Below are 18,670 nucleotides of genomic sequence, written 5' to 3' on the forward strand. Positions count from 1 at the left end.
GACAATAGATTTTAAACTTATTATGTTAATTTAAAGAGGGAAAATCCCTAATACTACACAGACGATCATCATGACAATGGTAGAACCGAAAGCCCACTTTAAGAAGATACGTTGTAATGTGCCGAAATCCTCTCCAACCATACCTACTAATAAATAAGTAGATGGAACAAGCGGACTTAGAAGATGGACTGGCATCCCTAAAAGAGAAGCTCTACCAATTAAGGCGGGGTCGATGCCATATACTGCTCCTGCCTTGGCAAGTAATGGCAGCACTCCATAGTAAAAGGCATCGTTGGACATAAAAAATGTAAATGGTGCGCTAAGGATGGCTGTAACTACTGCAAAATGAGAACCCATTGCATCTGGAATATAATGAATTACTGAGTTTGCCATCGCATCTACCATTGCTGTACCAGAAAGAATTCCTGTAAAAATTCCAGCTGCAAAAACCATAGAAACAACAGATAATGCGTTGTCAGCATAATTCGCAACACGTTCCTTTTGGTCTTTCAATTTTGGATAGTTTACAGTAATCGCAATCGCAAAACCAAGCATGAATAATGTAACAGGTGGTAATAGCTCCATAATTAACGCTATTAAAAGAATGATTGTTAGTGCATAGTTAAAGATAATTAGTTTTGGACGCTTCAAAGAGTCATCCTCGACTGTAGCAGCAGGCTGAACTGCAGTTTCATAATCATATTCTATAACACCAATTCGCTTCCTCTCCTGTCTTCCAAACATAAATGCCATGAGCAGAACAAAGATAGCGCCGCCAATCATCGCGGGAATCACGGGTGTAAAAACTTCAGACATTTCAAGATTCAATGCTGTCATAACCCTTGCAGTTGGCCCTCCCCAAGGTAGAAGGTTCATCACACCTGAGGCTGAAACGGCAATACCGGCTAATACAATTGGTCGCATGCCAATTCTTTTATAAAGCGGTAAAAATGCTGAAATAGTAATCATGTAGGTTGTTGTACCATCACCATCTAAAGAAATCAGAAGGGCTAATACCGCTGTTCCGATGGCAATTTTTACAGGATCACCTTTTACTAACCTAAGTATTGTTTGAATGATTGGATCAAATACTCCAGCATCAATCAAAATACCAAAGAAAAGAATGGCAAATAAAATCATAATCCCGGTTGGAGCCACACTTTTAATCCCATCCAACATCATAGGACCCATTTCACTTCCGAATCCACCAATAACTGCAAACGTAATGGGCACTACAATTAATGCAATCATTGCTGTAAGACGACCAGTCATAATCAAAATCATAAATACTATTATCATTAAAAAACCTAAAATTGCTAGCATAATACTCCCCCCAATTGCTCCTCTAAGTTATTTATTAATTCTATAAATAACTAATTTTCCGAATATTTCACCTTATAATAAAATAATACTGAGCAAATGTAATCGTTTTCAAATTAATGTTTATTAATTTCTTTATATCTATTTCGTACATTTTGTTCACTAAAAGTAATACCTTCCATTTCAATAGCTTCTTACAGATGCCTTTTGTACACATTAAAAATACCTCCCTTATTAAAGGGAGGCCATACATTTTGATGTTCTGTAAAGATTTTTTATTTCCTTCTGTTTGCACTTGTGGCTTTTATGCCTTTTGCTGTGATATTCCGTAGTATACTTTTATCACAACAAACTAAAGGAGTACATAAATGCTTGATTCTAATCCTAATTGGCTGGCACATTGCACAGAAATAAAAGATTTAGCCAAATCCTTATTTCAAAAATCTACGATACATCTTGAAAGTGCGGCTCTCTTATTGATTACGGATGGCCAAACCACCCTGTCCATTAATGGGCACAAAGAGCATATTGTTTTTGGGCATTTGATTGCCCTCGAAAGTGATGCGGTTATCCAACTTACAAATACAAACCGTCTTGATTTTTCAGGCTATTTAACCGTTTTCTCCTTACTACACATCAAAAACGACCAAGGTTCATCTTCTCCTTGATCGTTGTCTTTTTATAACATTTTTAATGTAAGTAACTTATCTGTATCATCGAAGAAATAAGTATAAGATGCCCACCATAAAAGTTGAGAAAACGTTAGTTAGGGTTAGGTAGGAAATCAACTGACCTTAAAAGCAAGAAAGGGCTTCGTGGAGCTTAAGAAAAACGCAACCGCTTGAAGTTTTACTTTATTGTTTTTGTACTAATTCAATAATTTGTTCTGCCATGTGCTCTGCTTGATGGATAACAGAAATTGGATCTGCTGAGAAGAAGTACTTCCCATCGAATGTAATCACTTTGTTATTTTTCACAACCTCTAAATTATCCCATGTAGAAGTCGTTTCGTATTTTTGACCATAATCTAAAACACCTACATAATCACCTACATAGTCACCTACAGTTTCCCATGAAATACGTTGCTTCTGCCAATCTCCCTTACTATCTTCAATTAGCTTTTGAATAGATGTTGGTGCTGTCAATTTTAATAAATCATACATCGCTTCACCGCCTGAATTACCACTTGGAATCACAACAATGTCTTTGTCTGTTAACGTAAAGAGTGAGAATGTTATGCTTTCTGGGATTACGGCTTTGATTTTTTCTTCAGCTACCTTTGCACGTGCCGTGTAATCTGCCATAAACTTCTTCGCATCTTCTTGGTGATTTAACATTTCGCCAATTGCTAAAATTTCTGCTTCTACACTGTCGTAGCTAGCCGTACTGAACACAATAGTCGGTGCAATTTTTTCATATTGTTTTATATTTTCTTCTGCATACGTAATAATTAAATCTGGTTTTAAACTAGTAGCTGTTTCTAACGATACAGCATCTTCATTCCCAAGATCTACAATGTCCTGCCCTTGATAGTAATCCTTTAAAAATTCACCATAATCAATGACCTTTGTTGTTGAAGCAACTGGTACAACACCTACAGCTAATACGTGACCTAAATCCCAATCTACAATTACACGTTGCGGGTCTATTGGAACTTCTACTTCACGCCCTACCGAATCTGTTACAATACGTGTTGTTTCAGTTGTTGTGGACTCCTTGCCATCATTTGTACCTTCTTGTTCTTGAGATGTATCCTCATTTTTACTACCACAAGCTGCCATTATTAGCAGCAGACTCATTAACAACATTACCAATACGGATTTTTTTATGTACTTATTCATTATCCTTCTCCTTTAAATACTAGTTGATTATCATTATATTGAAAATGATAATCATTTTCAATAGATATAGTCTTAAAATAAAGATAATACTTACCTATTAGACTTGATAAACAAGAAAGAGATTAAATCAAAACATGCTATATATAGATTTCCTTTCTTAACACTCCTTATCCAGTTTTTAATCCTACTGGTTAATGTTGAATAATACTTACCCTAATAATTAAGAAGAATTTGCTTCTAGCTTTTCCTATACAGCGTAATATAAAAAATAATTCCGATACCATTGAATTATGTAGATTACTGTCGAAATATACCTATATATAGTTGTGGGAGGAAGCAAATGATGAAGAGATTTTTACAGTTACGAAGCATTTCAAGAAAGTTAATGCTACTAATCACAATTATTATACTTGTAACAGTTGTGATTATCGGCTCAACAAGTTATGTTGTTGCCAAAAATCAGCTCTTAGAATCGGGTCAAAGAGAACTACAAAGCATTGTCAAGGGGGCTTATACTTCATTAGAACTGATTAATGAAGAAGTGGAAATTGGCAAAATAACACTAGAGGAAGGTAAAGAACAAGCGAGAATTATTCTAAATGGGCCAGTAAATGAAAATGGAGAGTATGATTATCAAAAGTCCCATTTTACTTACAAAGAAAATGGTTATATATTAGCTTTTGACGAGGATTTAGTGTTACAACTCCATCCTTCTAAAATAGGTGGAGCTCCTGTCGATGACCTCAACAGAAGTAATCGAGAAAAGATAGTTGCAGGCGGCAAGTCCCAAAATGAATCAGATCGCTATGTCGTTTATTCTGATAAACAGCCAGATGGTTCTTTTAAAGATAAAACAGCCTATACAGAATATTTTGAGCCTTGGGGTTGGACTCTTGGAATTGCTGTTTTTCAAGATGAATTTTATGAGGGATTAAACATCTTACAATATATTATCTTTGGTGCAACAATTGTACTCATTATTTTAAGTTCAATTGTGTTTTATTTAAGTATTCGGAGGAAATTAAATACACTAAAAGAAGTAGCTGAAGCATCAACAAAAATTGCTGATGGTCATATAATTGTTACCAATCTACCTGAATCAAGTGATGAAATTGGGCAACTTGCGATTGCTTTTAATAAAATGTCACAGCAATTACGTACACTCGTCGAAAAGACTAAAAATACTAGTGAACATTTATTGGATTCAGCGACCAACTTATCAGCAATTTCAGAAGAAACATCTGCTAGTAGTGATGAAGTTGGTAGAGCGGTTAACGAAATTGCTACTGGTACACAAGAACAAGCCCATGATTTGGACAAGATAAACCGAACAGTAGAGCTATTATCAAGTTCTATAGAAACTACGGAAAAACAAAGTAAAGCGATGTACGACATTACAAAACATGCTGAAAAAATATCAGCCGAGGGGATTGCAATAGTTCATCAATTACAGCAATCCAATACTGATTCATTGGCAGCATCAGAAGAAGTCAGTTATGAGATTAAAAATTTAAATAGTAAAATCAATCAAATCACACAGGTAATGGAAACAATTGAAACAATCGCAGAACAGACGAATTTACTCGCTTTAAACGCAAGCATTGAAGCAGCAAGAGCTGGTGAGTATGGTAGAGGTTTTTCAGTTGTTGCCGATGAAATAAGGAAACTAGCAGAACAATCGAAAAATGCTACTCATCAAGTTCAAGGAGTGGTTTCATCCATTGTTTCAGAAACAACTAAAACAGTTGAAACTGTAGAAGGAACAATGGAGACTGCTAAAAAGTTAAATGATGATGTAGTACTAACACAAAGTAAATTCAATCAAATGTCTGATTCTGTTAAACAAATTGTGGAATCGATATTAGCAGTTAATAAAGAAATGGACGTTATGACCTCCTATAATAAGTTGATGAGTGAAGGAATCGAAAGTGCGTCCAGCGTATCAGAACAGACGGCCGCTTCAGTACAGGAAATTGCTGCTTCCATAGATGAGCACATTAAAGCAATTGCTGATGTTGCTAATGCTGCTGAAAAACTAACGGAATTAAATCGTGAATTAAATTCTTTAATGGAGCGATATACTTTATAAAAAGGTAGCGATGTTATGAATATGGTTTAAAATGACTACAAAAGATAACTGTTTTCAATACTTTACAAGAGAAGGTATTCCAGAGCGTTTGGAACTCTTGATGAAACATATAATAGTTTATAATACCAAAGCATCGAATCAAATGATTCGATGCTTTTATTTTGTAGGTTGATTTCTATTAGAATTGTAAGTAATTAAATCCTTCCAGAGCCCAACCTCTTGCTCGATTCCAAGTGCCTTCATCCATATTTAATGTATTTTTGAATACTTTTCTACTTGTCTCATCAAAATAAGTTACCCAATGTTATTTTTGAAGGTTCTCAAAAAAAACAATTCTATTTCCAAATGGGTCTCCAATGCAAACTTCCTGAGAATTCCAAGGGGTTGTTTCGATGCCAGGACGCGTATATTTGTATTTCTTTGATATAAGGTTTGAATGGAGTAACTCTAGGTTTTCTACTTCAATTCTTATAGCACCTCCTGGACAGCAATCTCCATGATGTTCTGAAAGATGAATAATACAATTTCCATAAGAAATTTGCATGTATAAAGGTAGATCATCCTCAAATCGATGTTCCCAATCCAATGCAAACCCCAAAAATGTTAAATAAAATTCTTTCGCTTTCTCCTCATTAAAAATACGGAATATTGGTATGGTGCTTTTCATAAATATTTCAGATGTACTCATTACATACATCACCTTTCCTTAATTTTTTTTCAATAAATGATACCATGAATATTCAATATTACTTGTGATTCTTCCTCCATTAAATGGCCCGATTGTAATATGAGGTTAGCCAGTTTTTTCTGGTTGACCTTTTTCTTTTAGTCTTATTATAACGGTAGTCGGGGTAGAACGTCTGGCCCGTGGGACTAGATCCCGTCCGCAAAACTGTTCACCCCCTACTTGTATAAACATGTTTCGAGCTGGTTGGGACAAGGATCCCGTTTTGCGGTATAGTTAAGTAATATTTTCACCAAAACTTTAAGTAATGAACAAGCGTGTTAATTCCTACAAACTTTACAGCCATAATTGCAATTATAACTATAATACTTAATACTACCCCAGTAGCTTTTTTACCGGAATTAGCCATGTTATCACCCTTCCTTAAATCATATTTCTTCGTCAAACGATAAATTTATTGGCTCGTCCAGCAGTTCACCATGCACCTCTAAATTAGTTGTTGGAATACTTTCATTCACTTCTTCAAAAGTAAATTGATCTGCCCATACACTTCCTTGTCCAGACAGAATGATACCAAACGAAATAACAGCACTTTGGGTTGGAACATCTAAAATAATAGAATAATGGTTCCAGTTTGTTGTTCCTTTAATGGGGCGATTACTCATATTATCAAATTGAAGAACATCTTCCATTGTGTCGTCTACTCGCATCCACATCCCAGCGTACGTATCTACCTCTTCCGTACGGATGAAACAAGAGAGTCTAATGCGCTTTCCAACAAACTGATTTGCCTTAAATGTTTGCATCATGGTAGCGAATTCAGTTGAATCTAACACTGTTTTGGATTTTAAATAACCTGATGCTTTCCCCTGATGAACAACTTCATGGTCAATTCCCATTTCGTAATTAAATGGATTTGATCCACTTAAAAACCAACCTTTCACCTTTGTATCCATATTTGTTTCCTCCTTAATTTTAAGCACGTCTGACATCATTCTGCGATATTTGCCAGGTGGTAGCTTATAAATCTCTTTAAATGCTCTTGTAAATGATTCTTGTGATTCAAACTGATAATATAAAGCGATATCAAGAATGCGTTCACTTGTATAAAGTAAGGCGGAAGAAGCATTAGCCAATCTTCTTAACCGAATATATTCAGTTACTGTCATGCCAATCGTGGATTGGAATATTCGATGAAAGTGATACTTTGAAAAATTTGATTGTGCTGCTATATTTTCCAAAGTAAGTGGTTCATGTAGGTTTTCTTCCACATACAAAATGATTTTCTTAATTATAATTTCATGGTTATACAACGAAGGCACCTCCTTTAAATATAGGATATCAAGGTTCTTCATTCGTTTTTTGATATATCTTGCGAAGTAATCGCTGCATCCTAAAAATCATTAAAAAGAGGTTGATGTAATATCAGCCTCTTTTTATATCTGCAACAATATTGGCCCGATTGTGGAATAAGAAAAGATCCTACGTATCAACACAGGATCTTTAATCAATCTTTATTTTAAATAAGCGAACTTTATTATAAATGATTAATCTTTTTTATAAAACCACACCAGGAATCTTTTCCATATTAATGTTCTAACCAATTAAATTCATTCCTATAAAATTACCTTTTTCCAAAGAATCAAAAATGACCTCTTCTGGATACCAAATCCGGTCCTGCACCCCTAAAGTTAGAGTCAAAAATCTAAACTTTAGGGGTGTTTTTATATGGCGAAATACAGCGAAGAATTCAAAATACATGTGGTTAATGAATACATGAAAGGCCCTTTAGGTTATAAATTATTAGCGAAAAAACATGACATACCAAATCATTCGCAAATAAAGCGGTGGGTACGTGCCTTCAAAGAATTTGGAGAAGTTGGATTACGTAGAAAAGTAACAAAACAGGCTTACTCTGTTCAATTCAAGCTCGATGTATTACACTTTATGAAACAAACAGGTGCTTCTTATCAAGATACAGCGATTGAATTTAACATGAATAATCCAGGGTTAATAGCGAACTGGAACAGTAAATTTTTGAAGGAAGGTATAGAAGGCCTGCAAGAAAAAGCGAAGGGACGGCCACCTATGTCTAATAATCCTAAAAATAAACCTGTCAAACAACCAAACACATTGTCTCGTGAAGAACAGCTAGAACGTGAAAATGAGCTTCTCCGATTAGAGATTGCGTACTTAAAAAAGTTAGACGCGTTCGAGGCGAATCCGGATGCCTTCCTCGAAAAGCACAAGCAGCGTTGGCATTCGAACTCAAAGAAGAAGGGTTCCGATTGAAAGATGTATTGAAAATCATTGAGATCCCAGAAGCAACGTATCATTACCATATTCAACAGTTAAAAAATGAAGATCCCAATCAAGAATGGAAAACGTTGATTTTAGCGCTATTTGAGAAGCATGAAGGTAGATATGGTTATCGCCGAATCCATGCAGAATTAAAAGCGCAAGGATACGTCATCAATCACAAAAAAGTACAGCGAATCATGAAGGAATTGGACTTAAAGTGTGTAAAATTCGTTCGTAAATCTCGTTATAAATCGTACAAGAGCAAGGTGGGCAAAGTCGCAAATAATCGATTAAACCGCCGTTTCAATACACCAAACACTTTACAAAAACTGGTGACAGACGTAACAGAATTCAAGTGTACAGAAGATGAAAAACTTTATTTAAGTCCAATTATGGATCTCTATAATGGCGAAATTATTGGTTTCAGTATGTCTAAACGCCCAACATTGGATTTCGTATTAGAATCGCTACATCAAATTCTGCCAATTATTCAGAACCAAGCTACATATCGTGCAACAATTCATTCGGATCAAGGCTGGCATTATCAACATAATTCATGGGTGAAAACATTACGGCAAAACAAGGTTTTCCAAAGCATGTCTCGCAAAGCGACATGTGCAGACAACGCGGCGATGGAAAACTTCTTTGGCATACTCATATTACGGTAAAGTATTAATCCCGTTTGAAGAATTGAAGGAAAAAATCGAACGATATATCGACTACTATAACAATGAACGTATTAAACAAAAATTGGCTGGCATGAGTCCAGTAAAATACCGAACTCTAGCCAGCCAATTAGCTGCATAATAAAAACTCTAACTTTAAGGGGTCACTACCTCCATAGATTTGGATGAGGTGTTCTTTTTTTATTTAGATTACAGAACACTACGTAAGACAGCACCAGTAACAAAGCAGCCAGTAAAGATATTGCGTTAAGTCGATTTTTGCTCAACTAACTTGTATGATAAAGTATTTAGTCCATTGTTCGTGTTATTCCTCCTATTTTGCAAAATGGAAAATGCATTCTCAGCTTGCTGAACAACAGGATAGTCAATCGTTGTCAAATCAAGCTAGTGAGCGACTTCCGTATTATCAAAACCCATAATCCTCAAATCTCCCGGAATGGAAAAACCTAACCGACGCAAACTATCATGAATAAAATTTAGTAACATACTATATTTTTACCCGTGAATTGTATAATGATAATAAAGTTATTGAATTTTGATTAATAAAAGCTAAGAGCCTTACTACATTCTACGCAGCAAGGCTCTTTAAAGTTGTTTCAAATTACATCCATCTGTTTATGTAATACTAAAAAATGAATAATAAAGTTGTTTACTTCTTATTGAACTAACGCATCTGTTCGTTTAAGTGTAACTCTTCACAATTACTTAATATTATATAGAATAGAAAGATAAATTAAAATTTAGTTTAGTAGTTGTAAAAGTAGGTTATTTATATTATTCTTTTATAATTTTTCAAAAAGGAGAGTTTATGAAAAAGATTATTGTTTTTGTATTAACGATATTTATATTATTCTCAGGATTCGCAACACAAAGTTATGCGTTGTCAGATTCAAAATCTGCGGCAATACAAGCGTTGCTAGATGATGCCTCTCGTATATCAGGTGTGCCGGGAATGTCAATCTCAATACTTGCTGATGATGAAGTGTTCTACTTTTCTTCAGGGTATGCAGACCGTGAAAAGGGGTTGTCTGCAAGTGAAAATACACTCTATGAGTTGGCCTCGGTGAGTAAAGCTTTTACTGGTATGGGGATTCTGCTATTGGAAGAGCAAGGGCTGCTATCAATGACTGACCCTATCCAAAAATATTTACCTTGGTTTACGTTAAAGTATCAAGGTAAACCTGTTGATATGCAAAGCCTTACACTAAATAACTTCCTTCACCATACCAGCGGCTTAACAAATATTAGACATACTCAAAATATTCCAAAAGGCAATACGCCTGATATGTTGCAAAAGACTGTGGAAATGCTGGTAGATGCTGAATTGGCGTTCTCTCCCGGTGAACAATATAACTATGGAACCGTTAATTATGACATATTGGGTTTGGTTATTGAGATTGTATCACGACAAAGCTATGAAGACTTTATGAGGGAACAGGTATTTCTACCCTTAGGTCTTTACCAGACGTATGTTTATAAAGAAGATGCTCAAGCCACTGGACAGTTAGCACAGGGCTACCGTTCTTCCTTTTTCATAACAACTCCATTTAACGCTCCGGATTATGCTGGGAATAAACCTGCCGGCTATATCATTTCTAATACAAAAGATATGGCGCGTTGGATGGGCATACAGATGGGTATCGTGCAGGACATACCCGAAATATTTCACAGGGTTATCGAAAAATCACATAGGGGTGATATGTCTGTTTCGGCTGTCAACGATATGTATTATGCGGCAGGTTGGTCGGTAAACGCCGAACAAACGTTTATAGAACACACTGGGGGTAATCCGAATTTTAGAACCGAAGTAGCCATACTGCCAAATGAACGAACAGCCATCTGCTTACTGAGCAACGGGGCAAATACCAATATAAACCTGGTACTAAAAGTTAAAAATATATTAAACGGCAATCTAACTCAGTCATATGAGATAAGCGGCACACAGCTTTTGGACATCATTTTGTCGTCTACCACAATTATTCTTTGCCTATTGGCCGTTCTGTTATTTCTCTTAGGATTAAGAAAAAGGAAAACGAATGAGCAGCAGCCAATGACAAAAAAGAGAACAATCGTAACAATTATTTTCCTAATCGCTACGATTGCCCAGTGTATAATGTTTTTTGCCCTCGATTGGTCAACGATACTTATTTGGCAAACATATAGTCTTCTTACAGCTTTGATTTCGTCAACATTATTAACAGCTAGCATTACATGGTTTGTATACACTCACCGATAAAATACCTCGCTCCCAAGATAAACATAATGTTAAGTAATTAAATTTAAATTTATCGGTATGCTTAATTTAAATAACATAAGACACTTCGGTGTCTTTTTTAATATCATCGACAATTTTCCCAGTCAAACCTAATTACTATTGCTACCACTAATCTGCTCCGTTCGTGGAATAGGGATTTTTAAACAACTATATTATTTTTTAAATGACTTTATTGTAAATTAAACAACAATATTATTTTTGCACAAGCGTCGTTAGGTAACATTTCTTAAAAGACTGTTATTCAACAATCTGGCCCGTTTGTTGAATAAGATAAATCCTGCTTTGAATTTTGTTTTAAATGATCAATCTCTTCATAATAATTAGTTCTTTTTTAATTTGAATTGTAAATCAATCAATGTAATAAAGGCTATTCAATTATATATATTTTGTGTCCCATAATAAAAAAATGTAAACAAAAACCCTGGTACAGCAACACACTGTACCAAGGTTTTTATTTCATAGTTATAATCACTCATGTATTCAGTTTAAGTAATCAGTATACAACTTTTTTGTCCAGTATAAGACTTTATTGAAAAGTATACGACTTTTTTGTCTAGTATACATCTTTATTGCAACTCAACAACTACACTAGCTGTAGGTTTAAAATAAAGTTTGATCAAAAACACCTCTTAAACCCACATCTTACGTTAAATTAATAGAACTCGTTTTGAAAAAAGATTGATCAAAATGGATTCTTCCTCTGTGAAGTATTGTTTAATTTTCATAAAAAAGTTTGATCATTTTCTGTGATCTAATCTTCAACAAATACCTATCCCTTTTCCTCTCTTAAAATGCAGTTATCGGTTTAGTAGCCTTTTGAAATTTTGAAAATGATGATTTATGAAATTGATTCAGTTAATTTTAAACATAATAAAAAAGCACTCTCTCAAGAATGCTTTATAAGTCGGGATATATTGTGGTATGTTAAACTTTATATCTATCTCAAAATATTGCTGACACCTGTTGAAATAAACTTTCTTTAATCAGCTTGATTTTTAGGATGATTTTTACGATGAAGCTCAGTAAGATCTTTTATATAATATAATGAATAGTCATCGTTAATATCCACTTCAAAAAAGTAATAATTTTTAGTTTCTATATCTTTAACTTCTATTTCAAACAAACCCATTCCTCTCATGTAATCGATTTCTTCAGATTTTAAATTTTCTCTAGCAATGCCATAGTTAGTTTCAATATAGTTTTCCACATAGTTGTATACGATAGCGTTTCGAGATTTAGAATTAAAATAATTGTAATTAACAAAAATAACTACTATACAAAATAATAGATTAAAGATAATTATTTTTTTTTTCATTTTCCTCTCCTTCCGCCATATTAAGTATCAAGATTATATTTATTAATAATTACAATTTGTAAAACTATAAAAATTCGATTTTAGTGTCTTTACCTACCAATTTAACAATAAAGAAATTTTACAATCATACAATTAATAATTATTAATTATTAATTGAAAAACTTACCATTGTTATAATTCCAGAGTGAGCGTCATAGTTTATATCACGTACATAACTATTAGAACCTAATGTTTGAACTCTTAACAGTGCACCTGAGGATGCAGAATAGATATATCCAAGTCCAGGTGTCCAGTGATAATCATAATCATATTTTGCATTAGGTTCCCATTTAGAAAACCATTTATCAAACTTTACTGCAACCGGTCTATTATCATCTATTTGAGTCTTATATGAGTAAAAATTATTAAAACTACTTGATGATGCTGAATATCCTCTTGCAATCGCTTCATTTTCTAGACCTGAACGCACACCATTTACACTCATACCATAGAAAGTGCCACCACGATTAGCATACATGCTATTAATAAATGCCCCTTTAGTTGCATAACCACTTTTCCAAACTTGTAATTTTGATTTACCTTTTGAATCATGCCAGTACTGTAAAATTACTGCCATAGTAGTTGGACCACATGCAGAACTTTGGTAACCTGATTTAACATCTGGATCTTTTTGAGAAAATATAGGAGATGACAATAATTTCGAACCGTATCCATCACCCGTAGAAGCTTTAGGATTCATCAATTGAATGTCTAAATCTTGTATAATTTCATTTGTCGAGAGGTCTTCATCTTCTGATTTAATATACTCTATAATTTGATTTGTATCATCAGCACTAACTATACTATAACCACCAAAATAGTAGTAATTTTCATCCCCTAATTCAAATACATCTCCATTACCTTCTCCACCTAAAAGAACTGCTGAATTTTCTTGTGTATTGGAAATAATAGCGAAACATTCTTGACCACTTAAACTTTCTACAACATAATATTTCGCAATGTTTCTTCCATTAATATCAAAAACTTCTCTTTCCGACGTAATATTAAAGTCTGAAGCCTCTAAAAAATATCCAATTTTCATATAATCATTCAATACAATAATCGATTCAGACGAAACTACTGACTGATTTTGTTCTTCAACATTGGTATCCTTATTTTCTTCAGCATTTGCAGTAGATACTGTTAACATTGAAAATAATAGTACAACAAAAAATATTCCAATACCTCTTCGAATTATGAAACATTTTGAACCCTCCACCTTATAGATTTTTTAAACCTTAACTAAAATCGAATTTAATAGTTATAGCCTTAATATTACTTCTTTTACAATTAAAAGTAAATTAAGTGTTTGTTACATTTATGTTCTCTTCTTACTTCAATCAAAATCTCCATTCCAACACTGATAAGAATAGTATTTTTGAAAAAGATGTATTAGAAGCTTTAAACATGCTATCCAAACGGTATCAAAATGACAAGAGTGAAAGAAAAAGGGATTTCAGTTTATCAGCTTGCTGAGGTTTATAACCCTCTCCAATTCCAGAGCCTTGACCTTCTTTAATCCACTTTTCGACTTTAGTTGTTCTAGTTCGTTTTGACACAAAAACACCCCTTTAGATTAATATTATCCAAAGGGGTAAAACGGTATAACTTTATTTTAAACGGTACATCTTTTTTATAAACGGTATGACTCTATTTCAAATCAACACTAGCATAAATACTTAAACCTCATCTTATTCAACAGTCACCGATTTAGCCAAGTTACGTGGTTTATCCACATCACAACGACGGTGAAGTGCTGCATAGTAGCTAATTAATTGTAATGGCACTACAGATACAAGTGGTGTTAGTAATTCGTGAACATGCGGAATGACTAGACGGTCACCATCTTCATCAATGCCTGCCATTGCAATGATACAAGGATATGCGCCACGAGCTGCTACTTCTTTGACATTACCACGAATATTTAGTCCTACTGATGCTTGAGTGACAAGTGCAAACACTGGTGTACCTTCTTCGATTAAGGCAATTGTTCCGTGCTTCAGTTCGCCACCAGCAAAGCCTTCTGCTTGAATGTACGAGATTTCTTTTAGTTTTAAGGCCCCTTCTAGGCTGACATAGAAGTCCATATTACGGCCAATGAAGAATGCGTTACGCGCGATTTTTAAGTAGTCTTCTGCAATATCTTCTAACACATCTTTAGAATCGATAATTGTTTGGATTCCATTAGCGGCAATCGCAAGCTCTTGTTTTAAATCAAATTCTAAGCCTTTACCATTTGCCTTTGCCGTTACATACGCTGCTAACGCAAGTACTGCTACTTGTGCAACATAAGCTTTTGTAGAAGCCACTGCAATTTCCGGGCCTGCATGTAATAACAATGTATGATCTGCTTCACGTGATAGCGTTGAGCCAGGTACGTTTGTAATCGTTAATGTTGGATAGCCAAGCTCTTTAATTTTTACAAGTACTTGACGGCTGTCAGCTGTTTCACCTGATTGTGTAATAAAGATAAATAAAGGCTTTTCTGATAGTAATGGCATGTTGTAGCCGAATTCACTAGAAATATGAACCTCTACTGGGATACCCGCCATTTTTTCGAAATATTGTTTACCGATGAGACCTGCATGGTAGCTCGTGCCTGCCGCAATAATATATAAGCGATCCGCTGCTCTCAATGCCTCTAAAATCTCTGCGTCAATTGTTAAATCGCCATTGTCGCCTTCATACGCTTGAATAATTTTACGAATTACAGTTGGCTGCTCATCCATTTCTTTTAACATATAGTGAGGATAAGTTCCTTTTTCAATATCGCTCATATCAAGCTCCGCTGTATATGGTGCACGCTCTACTACAGAACCATCTAATTTTGTAATTTCTACACTTGCTTTGTGTACAATTACAACCTCTTTATCATGAAGCTCCACGTATTGATCCGTTACTTGTAGCATAGCCATTGCGTCCGAAGCAACAACATTGAAGCCTTCACCAATACCTACTAAAAGTGGTGATTTATTTTTTGCAACAAAAATAGTATCTGTCGCTTCAGCATCTAATAATGCAAGGGCATATGAGCCATGTAATAGAGATAAAGTTTTACGGAAAGCTTCTGCTGTGCTAAGACCGTCTTTCACAAATAACTCTACTAATTGCACAATAACCTCTGTATCTGTATCAGATTTCATCGGAATGCCTTTTAAATATGTTTTTTGTAATAAATGATAGTTTTCAATAACCCCATTATGCACAAGTGTAAAGCGTCCTGATGCACTTTGATGTGGGTGAGCATTTAAACGATTGGGTACACCGTGTGTTGCCCAACGTGTATGACCAATTCCAATTTTTGCTGCAACTTCCTCGTCCACCGCTTCACGTAAGTCTGCAATACGTCCTTTTTCTTTAAAAACTGTTACACCTTCTTCATTACGTACTGCAATACCAGCTGAGTCATAGCCGCGGTATTCAAGCTTCTCTAAACCCTTTAATAAAATTTCCTTTGCATCTGATTCACCAATATATCCTACAATTCCACACATAAATTCTCGTCCTCCGATATTGTCAATTTCATGCAATGACAAAATAGACCTCATCCTATCGAAGTTTTTTGAATGTACGAGCGATGCTTTATTTTATATTTAAAATAAGCACTCCCTTACATGCAAGCCACCCACTCATTCAGCCAACTGATTAGAGTTTTTTTCGATAGGTGAAGCTTCTTTGATTTATCTATTGCTTTTACTATACCTTCTCCATTTTCTGTACATTCAATCACTTAAATGCTTTCAAAATGAAAAATGACAATCGGGTATGTCGATTGGGAGGCATCCGCCGAATTTTCGATAAACCTCCACCTCGTCTGCTGAAGATCTTGTCGTCCGATTTCTTCAGCTCAGGCGCTATAATTGTTTTCCGATTTTGCGCTTTCTTTCCTCCTTAGCGCTCGTTAAAGGATAAGGTCGGACCTCGTCATCTTCAACTTCTCCATCATACTCAATCATATGCTATCCGTCAAATTTTCGTTATAAAAAACACCTAATCCCCATGCTTTTTCGTGACAAATATGTAGACAAATAATTAGTTGCTATGCTAAATAAAGCGGAGTAAATTCTACAAAAAGGCACAAGCAATTGACTGCTTGTGCCTATCTTTTATTTATTGTCTAATAATTTAACTATTTCTCTATTAAAGGCTGGAAGATCGTCTGGCGTTCTACTTGTTACGAGCTGCTTTTGACAGACGAATACTTCTTCATCATGGAATATTGCCCCTGCATTTTCTAAATCCACTTGAATGGATTTATAGCCTGTGGCATCACGACCATTCAGTGTCTTAGCTGTAATTAGCAGCTGTGGTCCATGACAAATAGCAAAGGTCGGCTTCATGTCATCCATAAAGGATTTTACAAATGCCACTACACGATCATCTGCTCGTAATATATCAGGTGAAAAACCACCAGGAATAAATAACGCATCAAATTCTGAGGCGTTTACTTCCTCAATTCCTTTATCTATTTTCACTGGCTCTCCATGTTTCCCCTTAACTTCCTTACCTGCTTCGGTATCAATTGTTACGAGCTGATGCCCAGCTGCTTCTAGAGCTTCTTTGGGGCTTGTAAACTCAATGTCCTCAAACATATCTGTTATCACTGTAGCAATTTTAGCCATATCAATTAAACACTCCTTGTTATTGTGACTCCTTACTACTGTTCCCCATCTCATTCATTTCAAACATTCTTTTTAAACAAGAAAAACTCGATTTCCTGTTATGGAAATCGAGTTTCTATATTTATTCTGCTAAGCCCATTTCCGCACGTACTACTTCCGCAATACGCTCAACAAAACGCTCACAATCTGTTTCTGTTGCTGCTTCCACCATTACACGTACAAGTGGTTCAGTCCCTGAAGGGCGCACTAGAACACGACCATTGCCGGCCATTTCAGCTTCTACCTCTGCAATGACAGCAGCCACCTTCGCATTGTCAGTCACAGCATGCTTATCTGTTACACGTACATTGACAAGACGCTGAGGGAAGATTTTCATTTCAGCAGCAAGCTCTGAAAGCTTTTTACCAGTCGCTTTCATAATGTTGACAAGCTGGATGCCTGTAAGTAATCCATCACCTGTTGTATTAAAGTCTAGAAAAACAATATGCCCTGATTGTTCGCCACCTAAATTGTATTCTTTGGCACGCATTTCTTCTACAACATAACGATCACCAACAGCAGTTTGTACACTTTGCATACCGTTGTCAGCTACAGCCTTGTAGAAGCCCATATTGCTCATAACTGTTGAAACAATCGTTTGCTTTTTCAAGCGGCCTACCGCTTTTAAATACTTACCAATGATAAACATAATTTGATCGCCATCAACAATCTTACCATTCTCATCTACAGCAATTAATCGGTCACCATCTCCATCAAATGCTAAACCAACATCTGCACCCTTTTCAATAACAAATTTAGCTAGTCCCTCTGGATGTGTAGAACCTACACCATCATTAATATTTAAGCCTGTTGGAGAAGCTCCCATTGTAGAAATGTCAGCTTCTAGGTCCGCAAATAAATGTGTAGCCAATGCTGATGTAGCTCCATGAGCACAGTCTAGTGCTACCAGGATACCATCAAATTCCTCATCCACGGTTTGCTTTAAGTATTGAATATATTTTTGACCACCTTCGAAATAGTCACTTACAGATCCTAAATCGGCTCCAATTGGGCGTGGTAGTGTATCCTCTTGTGCATCAAGCAACACTTCAATTTCCGCTTCTTGAGCATCCGTTAACTTAAAACCATCGGGACCAAAAAATTTAATGCCATTATCAGCAACTGGGTTATGTGAAGCTGAAATCATAACGCCTGCATCTGCGCTCATAATTCGAGTAAGGTATGCCACACCTGGTGTTGAAATAATACCAAGACGCATTACTTCTACCCCAATCGATAAAAGACCAGCAACAAGTGCACCTTCAAGCATCTCACCTGAAATACGTGTGTCACGACCAATTAAAACCTTTGGACGATCAGTTGCATCTTTTGTTAAAACATAGCCACCGATACGACCTAGTTTAAATGCAAACTCTGGTGTTAATTCACTATTCGCGACTCCACGGACGCCATCTGTTCCAAAATATTTACCCATTCTACTTATTCTCTCCTTCAATG

General features: G+C 35.4%; 15 protein-coding genes and 1 pseudogene. 6 read left to right on the forward strand and 10 right to left on the reverse strand.

Features of this window, described 5'->3' with window-relative positions:
• Positions 1 to 30 precede the first annotated feature (30 nt).
• Entirely contained in the window at positions 31 to 1,323 is a 1,293-nt protein-coding gene (locus V6670_RS21775; RefSeq protein WP_141904167.1) for a CitMHS family transporter, read from the reverse strand.
• Between the two features lie 365 nt (positions 1,324 to 1,688).
• Here V6670_RS21775 and V6670_RS21780 point away from each other — a divergent pair, with 365 nt between their 5' ends.
• Positions 1,689 to 1,988, forward strand: coding sequence for a hypothetical protein (locus V6670_RS21780; protein WP_338652134.1), 300 nt, complete (start codon positions 1,689 to 1,691; stop codon positions 1,986 to 1,988).
• Between the two features lie 186 nt (positions 1,989 to 2,174).
• On the opposite strand, the gene V6670_RS21785 is transcribed toward V6670_RS21780, so the two are convergent.
• Entirely contained in the window at positions 2,175 to 3,161 is a 987-nt protein-coding gene (locus tag V6670_RS21785; RefSeq protein ID WP_338652135.1) for an ABC transporter substrate-binding protein, read from the reverse strand.
• A gap of 340 nt (positions 3,162 to 3,501) precedes the next feature.
• Between V6670_RS21785 and V6670_RS21790 the strand changes: the two genes are divergently transcribed.
• Positions 3,502 to 5,250 carry a methyl-accepting chemotaxis protein gene (locus V6670_RS21790; protein WP_338652136.1) on the forward strand — a complete coding sequence of 583 codons (1,749 nt, stop codon included), beginning with the start codon at positions 3,502 to 3,504 and terminating at the stop codon, positions 5,248 to 5,250.
• A gap of 156 nt (positions 5,251 to 5,406) precedes the next feature.
• On the opposite strand, the pseudogene V6670_RS21795 reads toward V6670_RS21790, so the two are convergent.
• From V6670_RS21795 to V6670_RS21805, 3 genes and pseudogenes are all read right to left on the reverse strand, one after another.
• Positions 5,407 to 5,551, reverse strand: a pseudogene (locus V6670_RS21795) (acetyltransferase); the annotation flags it as partial.
• Positions 5,552 to 5,554: 3 nt separating this feature from the next.
• A complete protein-coding gene (locus V6670_RS21800) occupies positions 5,555 to 5,947 on the reverse strand; it encodes a VOC family protein (RefSeq protein WP_330493673.1) in 393 nt (130 codons plus the stop codon).
• A 416-nt stretch (positions 5,948 to 6,363) separates the two neighbouring features.
• Positions 6,364 to 7,248, reverse strand: a complete 885-nt coding sequence (locus V6670_RS21805) for a helix-turn-helix domain-containing protein (protein WP_338652137.1) — start codon at positions 7,246 to 7,248, stop codon at positions 6,364 to 6,366.
• A gap of 415 nt (positions 7,249 to 7,663) precedes the next feature.
• Between V6670_RS21805 and V6670_RS21810 the strand changes: the two genes are divergently transcribed.
• From V6670_RS21810 to V6670_RS21825, 4 genes are all read left to right on the forward strand, one after another.
• The gene (locus V6670_RS21810; RefSeq protein ID WP_141905913.1) at positions 7,664 to 8,227 is read left to right on the forward strand and encodes a helix-turn-helix domain-containing protein; all 564 of its coding nucleotides are present in this window, start codon (positions 7,664 to 7,666) and stop codon (positions 8,225 to 8,227) included.
• Entirely contained in the window at positions 8,113 to 8,904 is a 792-nt protein-coding gene (locus V6670_RS21815; protein ID WP_141905914.1) for an IS3 family transposase, read from the forward strand. Before V6670_RS21810 ends, V6670_RS21815 begins: the two co-directional genes overlap by 115 nt.
• Entirely contained in the window at positions 8,882 to 9,043 is a 162-nt protein-coding gene (locus V6670_RS21820; RefSeq protein ID WP_186436257.1) for an IS3 family transposase, read from the forward strand. Before V6670_RS21815 ends, V6670_RS21820 begins: the two co-directional genes overlap by 23 nt.
• 687 nt (positions 9,044 to 9,730) lie before the next feature.
• The gene (locus V6670_RS21825) at positions 9,731 to 11,158 is read left to right on the forward strand and encodes a serine hydrolase domain-containing protein (protein ID WP_141905916.1); all 1,428 of its coding nucleotides are present in this window, start codon (positions 9,731 to 9,733) and stop codon (positions 11,156 to 11,158) included.
• Between the two features lie 1,018 nt (positions 11,159 to 12,176).
• On the opposite strand, the gene V6670_RS21830 is transcribed toward V6670_RS21825, so the two are convergent.
• The 5 genes from V6670_RS21830 to glmM all read right to left on the reverse strand — a co-directional run bounded on the left by V6670_RS21830 (position 12,177) and on the right by glmM (position 18,647).
• A complete protein-coding gene (locus V6670_RS21830) occupies positions 12,177 to 12,512 on the reverse strand; it encodes a histidine kinase (protein ID WP_318286004.1) in 336 nt (111 codons plus the stop codon).
• A 142-nt stretch (positions 12,513 to 12,654) separates the two neighbouring features.
• Positions 12,655 to 13,701 carry a C39 family peptidase gene (locus tag V6670_RS21835; RefSeq protein WP_338652138.1) on the reverse strand — a complete coding sequence of 349 codons (1,047 nt, stop codon included), beginning with the start codon at positions 13,699 to 13,701 and terminating at the stop codon, positions 12,655 to 12,657.
• Positions 13,702 to 14,242: 541 nt separating this feature from the next.
• A complete protein-coding gene (gene glmS / locus V6670_RS21840; protein ID WP_141905923.1) occupies positions 14,243 to 16,045 on the reverse strand; it encodes a glutamine--fructose-6-phosphate transaminase (isomerizing) in 1,803 nt (600 codons plus the stop codon).
• 612 nt (positions 16,046 to 16,657) lie between these two features.
• Complete coding sequence (locus tag V6670_RS21845; protein ID WP_141905919.1) at positions 16,658 to 17,173, reverse strand: type 1 glutamine amidotransferase domain-containing protein; 516 nt, start codon at positions 17,171 to 17,173, stop codon at positions 16,658 to 16,660.
• A gap of 121 nt (positions 17,174 to 17,294) precedes the next feature.
• On the reverse strand, positions 17,295 to 18,647 hold the full coding sequence (glmM, locus tag V6670_RS21850) for a phosphoglucosamine mutase (protein WP_338652139.1): 1,353 nt from the start codon (positions 18,645 to 18,647) through the stop codon (positions 17,295 to 17,297).
• Between the last annotated feature and the right edge of the window lie 23 nt (positions 18,648 to 18,670).

The organism is Lysinibacillus sp. Y5S-8, from assembly GCF_036894365.1.
GTDB lineage: Bacteria > Bacillota > Bacilli > Bacillales_A > Planococcaceae > Lysinibacillus > Lysinibacillus fusiformis_D.

Excerpts from the sequence above, each read along its gene's own strand:
- V6670_RS21800 (WP_330493673.1), bottom strand. The coding sequence starts at position 5,947 with ATGTATGTAATGAGTACATCTGAAATATTTATGAAAAGCACCATACCA.
- V6670_RS21775 (WP_141904167.1), bottom strand. The coding sequence starts at position 1,323 with ATGCTAGCAATTTTAGGTTTTTTAATGATAATAGTATTTATGATTTTG.
- V6670_RS21810 (WP_141905913.1), top strand. The coding sequence starts at position 7,664 with ATGGCGAAATACAGCGAAGAATTCAAAATACATGTGGTTAATGAATAC.
- V6670_RS21785 (WP_338652135.1), bottom strand. The coding sequence starts at position 3,161 with ATGAATAAGTACATAAAAAAATCCGTATTGGTAATGTTGTTAATGAGT.
- V6670_RS21780 (WP_338652134.1), top strand. The coding sequence starts at position 1,689 with ATGCTTGATTCTAATCCTAATTGGCTGGCACATTGCACAGAAATAAAA.
- V6670_RS21830 (WP_318286004.1), bottom strand. The coding sequence starts at position 12,512 with ATGAAAAAAAAAATAATTATCTTTAATCTATTATTTTGTATAGTAGTT.
- V6670_RS21835 (WP_338652138.1), bottom strand. The coding sequence starts at position 13,701 with ATGTTAACAGTATCTACTGCAAATGCTGAAGAAAATAAGGATACCAAT.
- V6670_RS21845 (WP_141905919.1), bottom strand. The coding sequence starts at position 17,173 with ATGGCTAAAATTGCTACAGTGATAACAGATATGTTTGAGGACATTGAG.
- glmS (WP_141905923.1), bottom strand. The coding sequence starts at position 16,045 with ATGTGTGGAATTGTAGGATATATTGGTGAATCAGATGCAAAGGAAATT.
- V6670_RS21790 (WP_338652136.1), top strand. The coding sequence starts at position 3,502 with ATGATGAAGAGATTTTTACAGTTACGAAGCATTTCAAGAAAGTTAATG.
- V6670_RS21825 (WP_141905916.1), top strand. The coding sequence starts at position 9,731 with ATGAAAAAGATTATTGTTTTTGTATTAACGATATTTATATTATTCTCA.
- glmM (WP_338652139.1), bottom strand. The coding sequence starts at position 18,647 with ATGGGTAAATATTTTGGAACAGATGGCGTCCGTGGAGTCGCGAATAGT.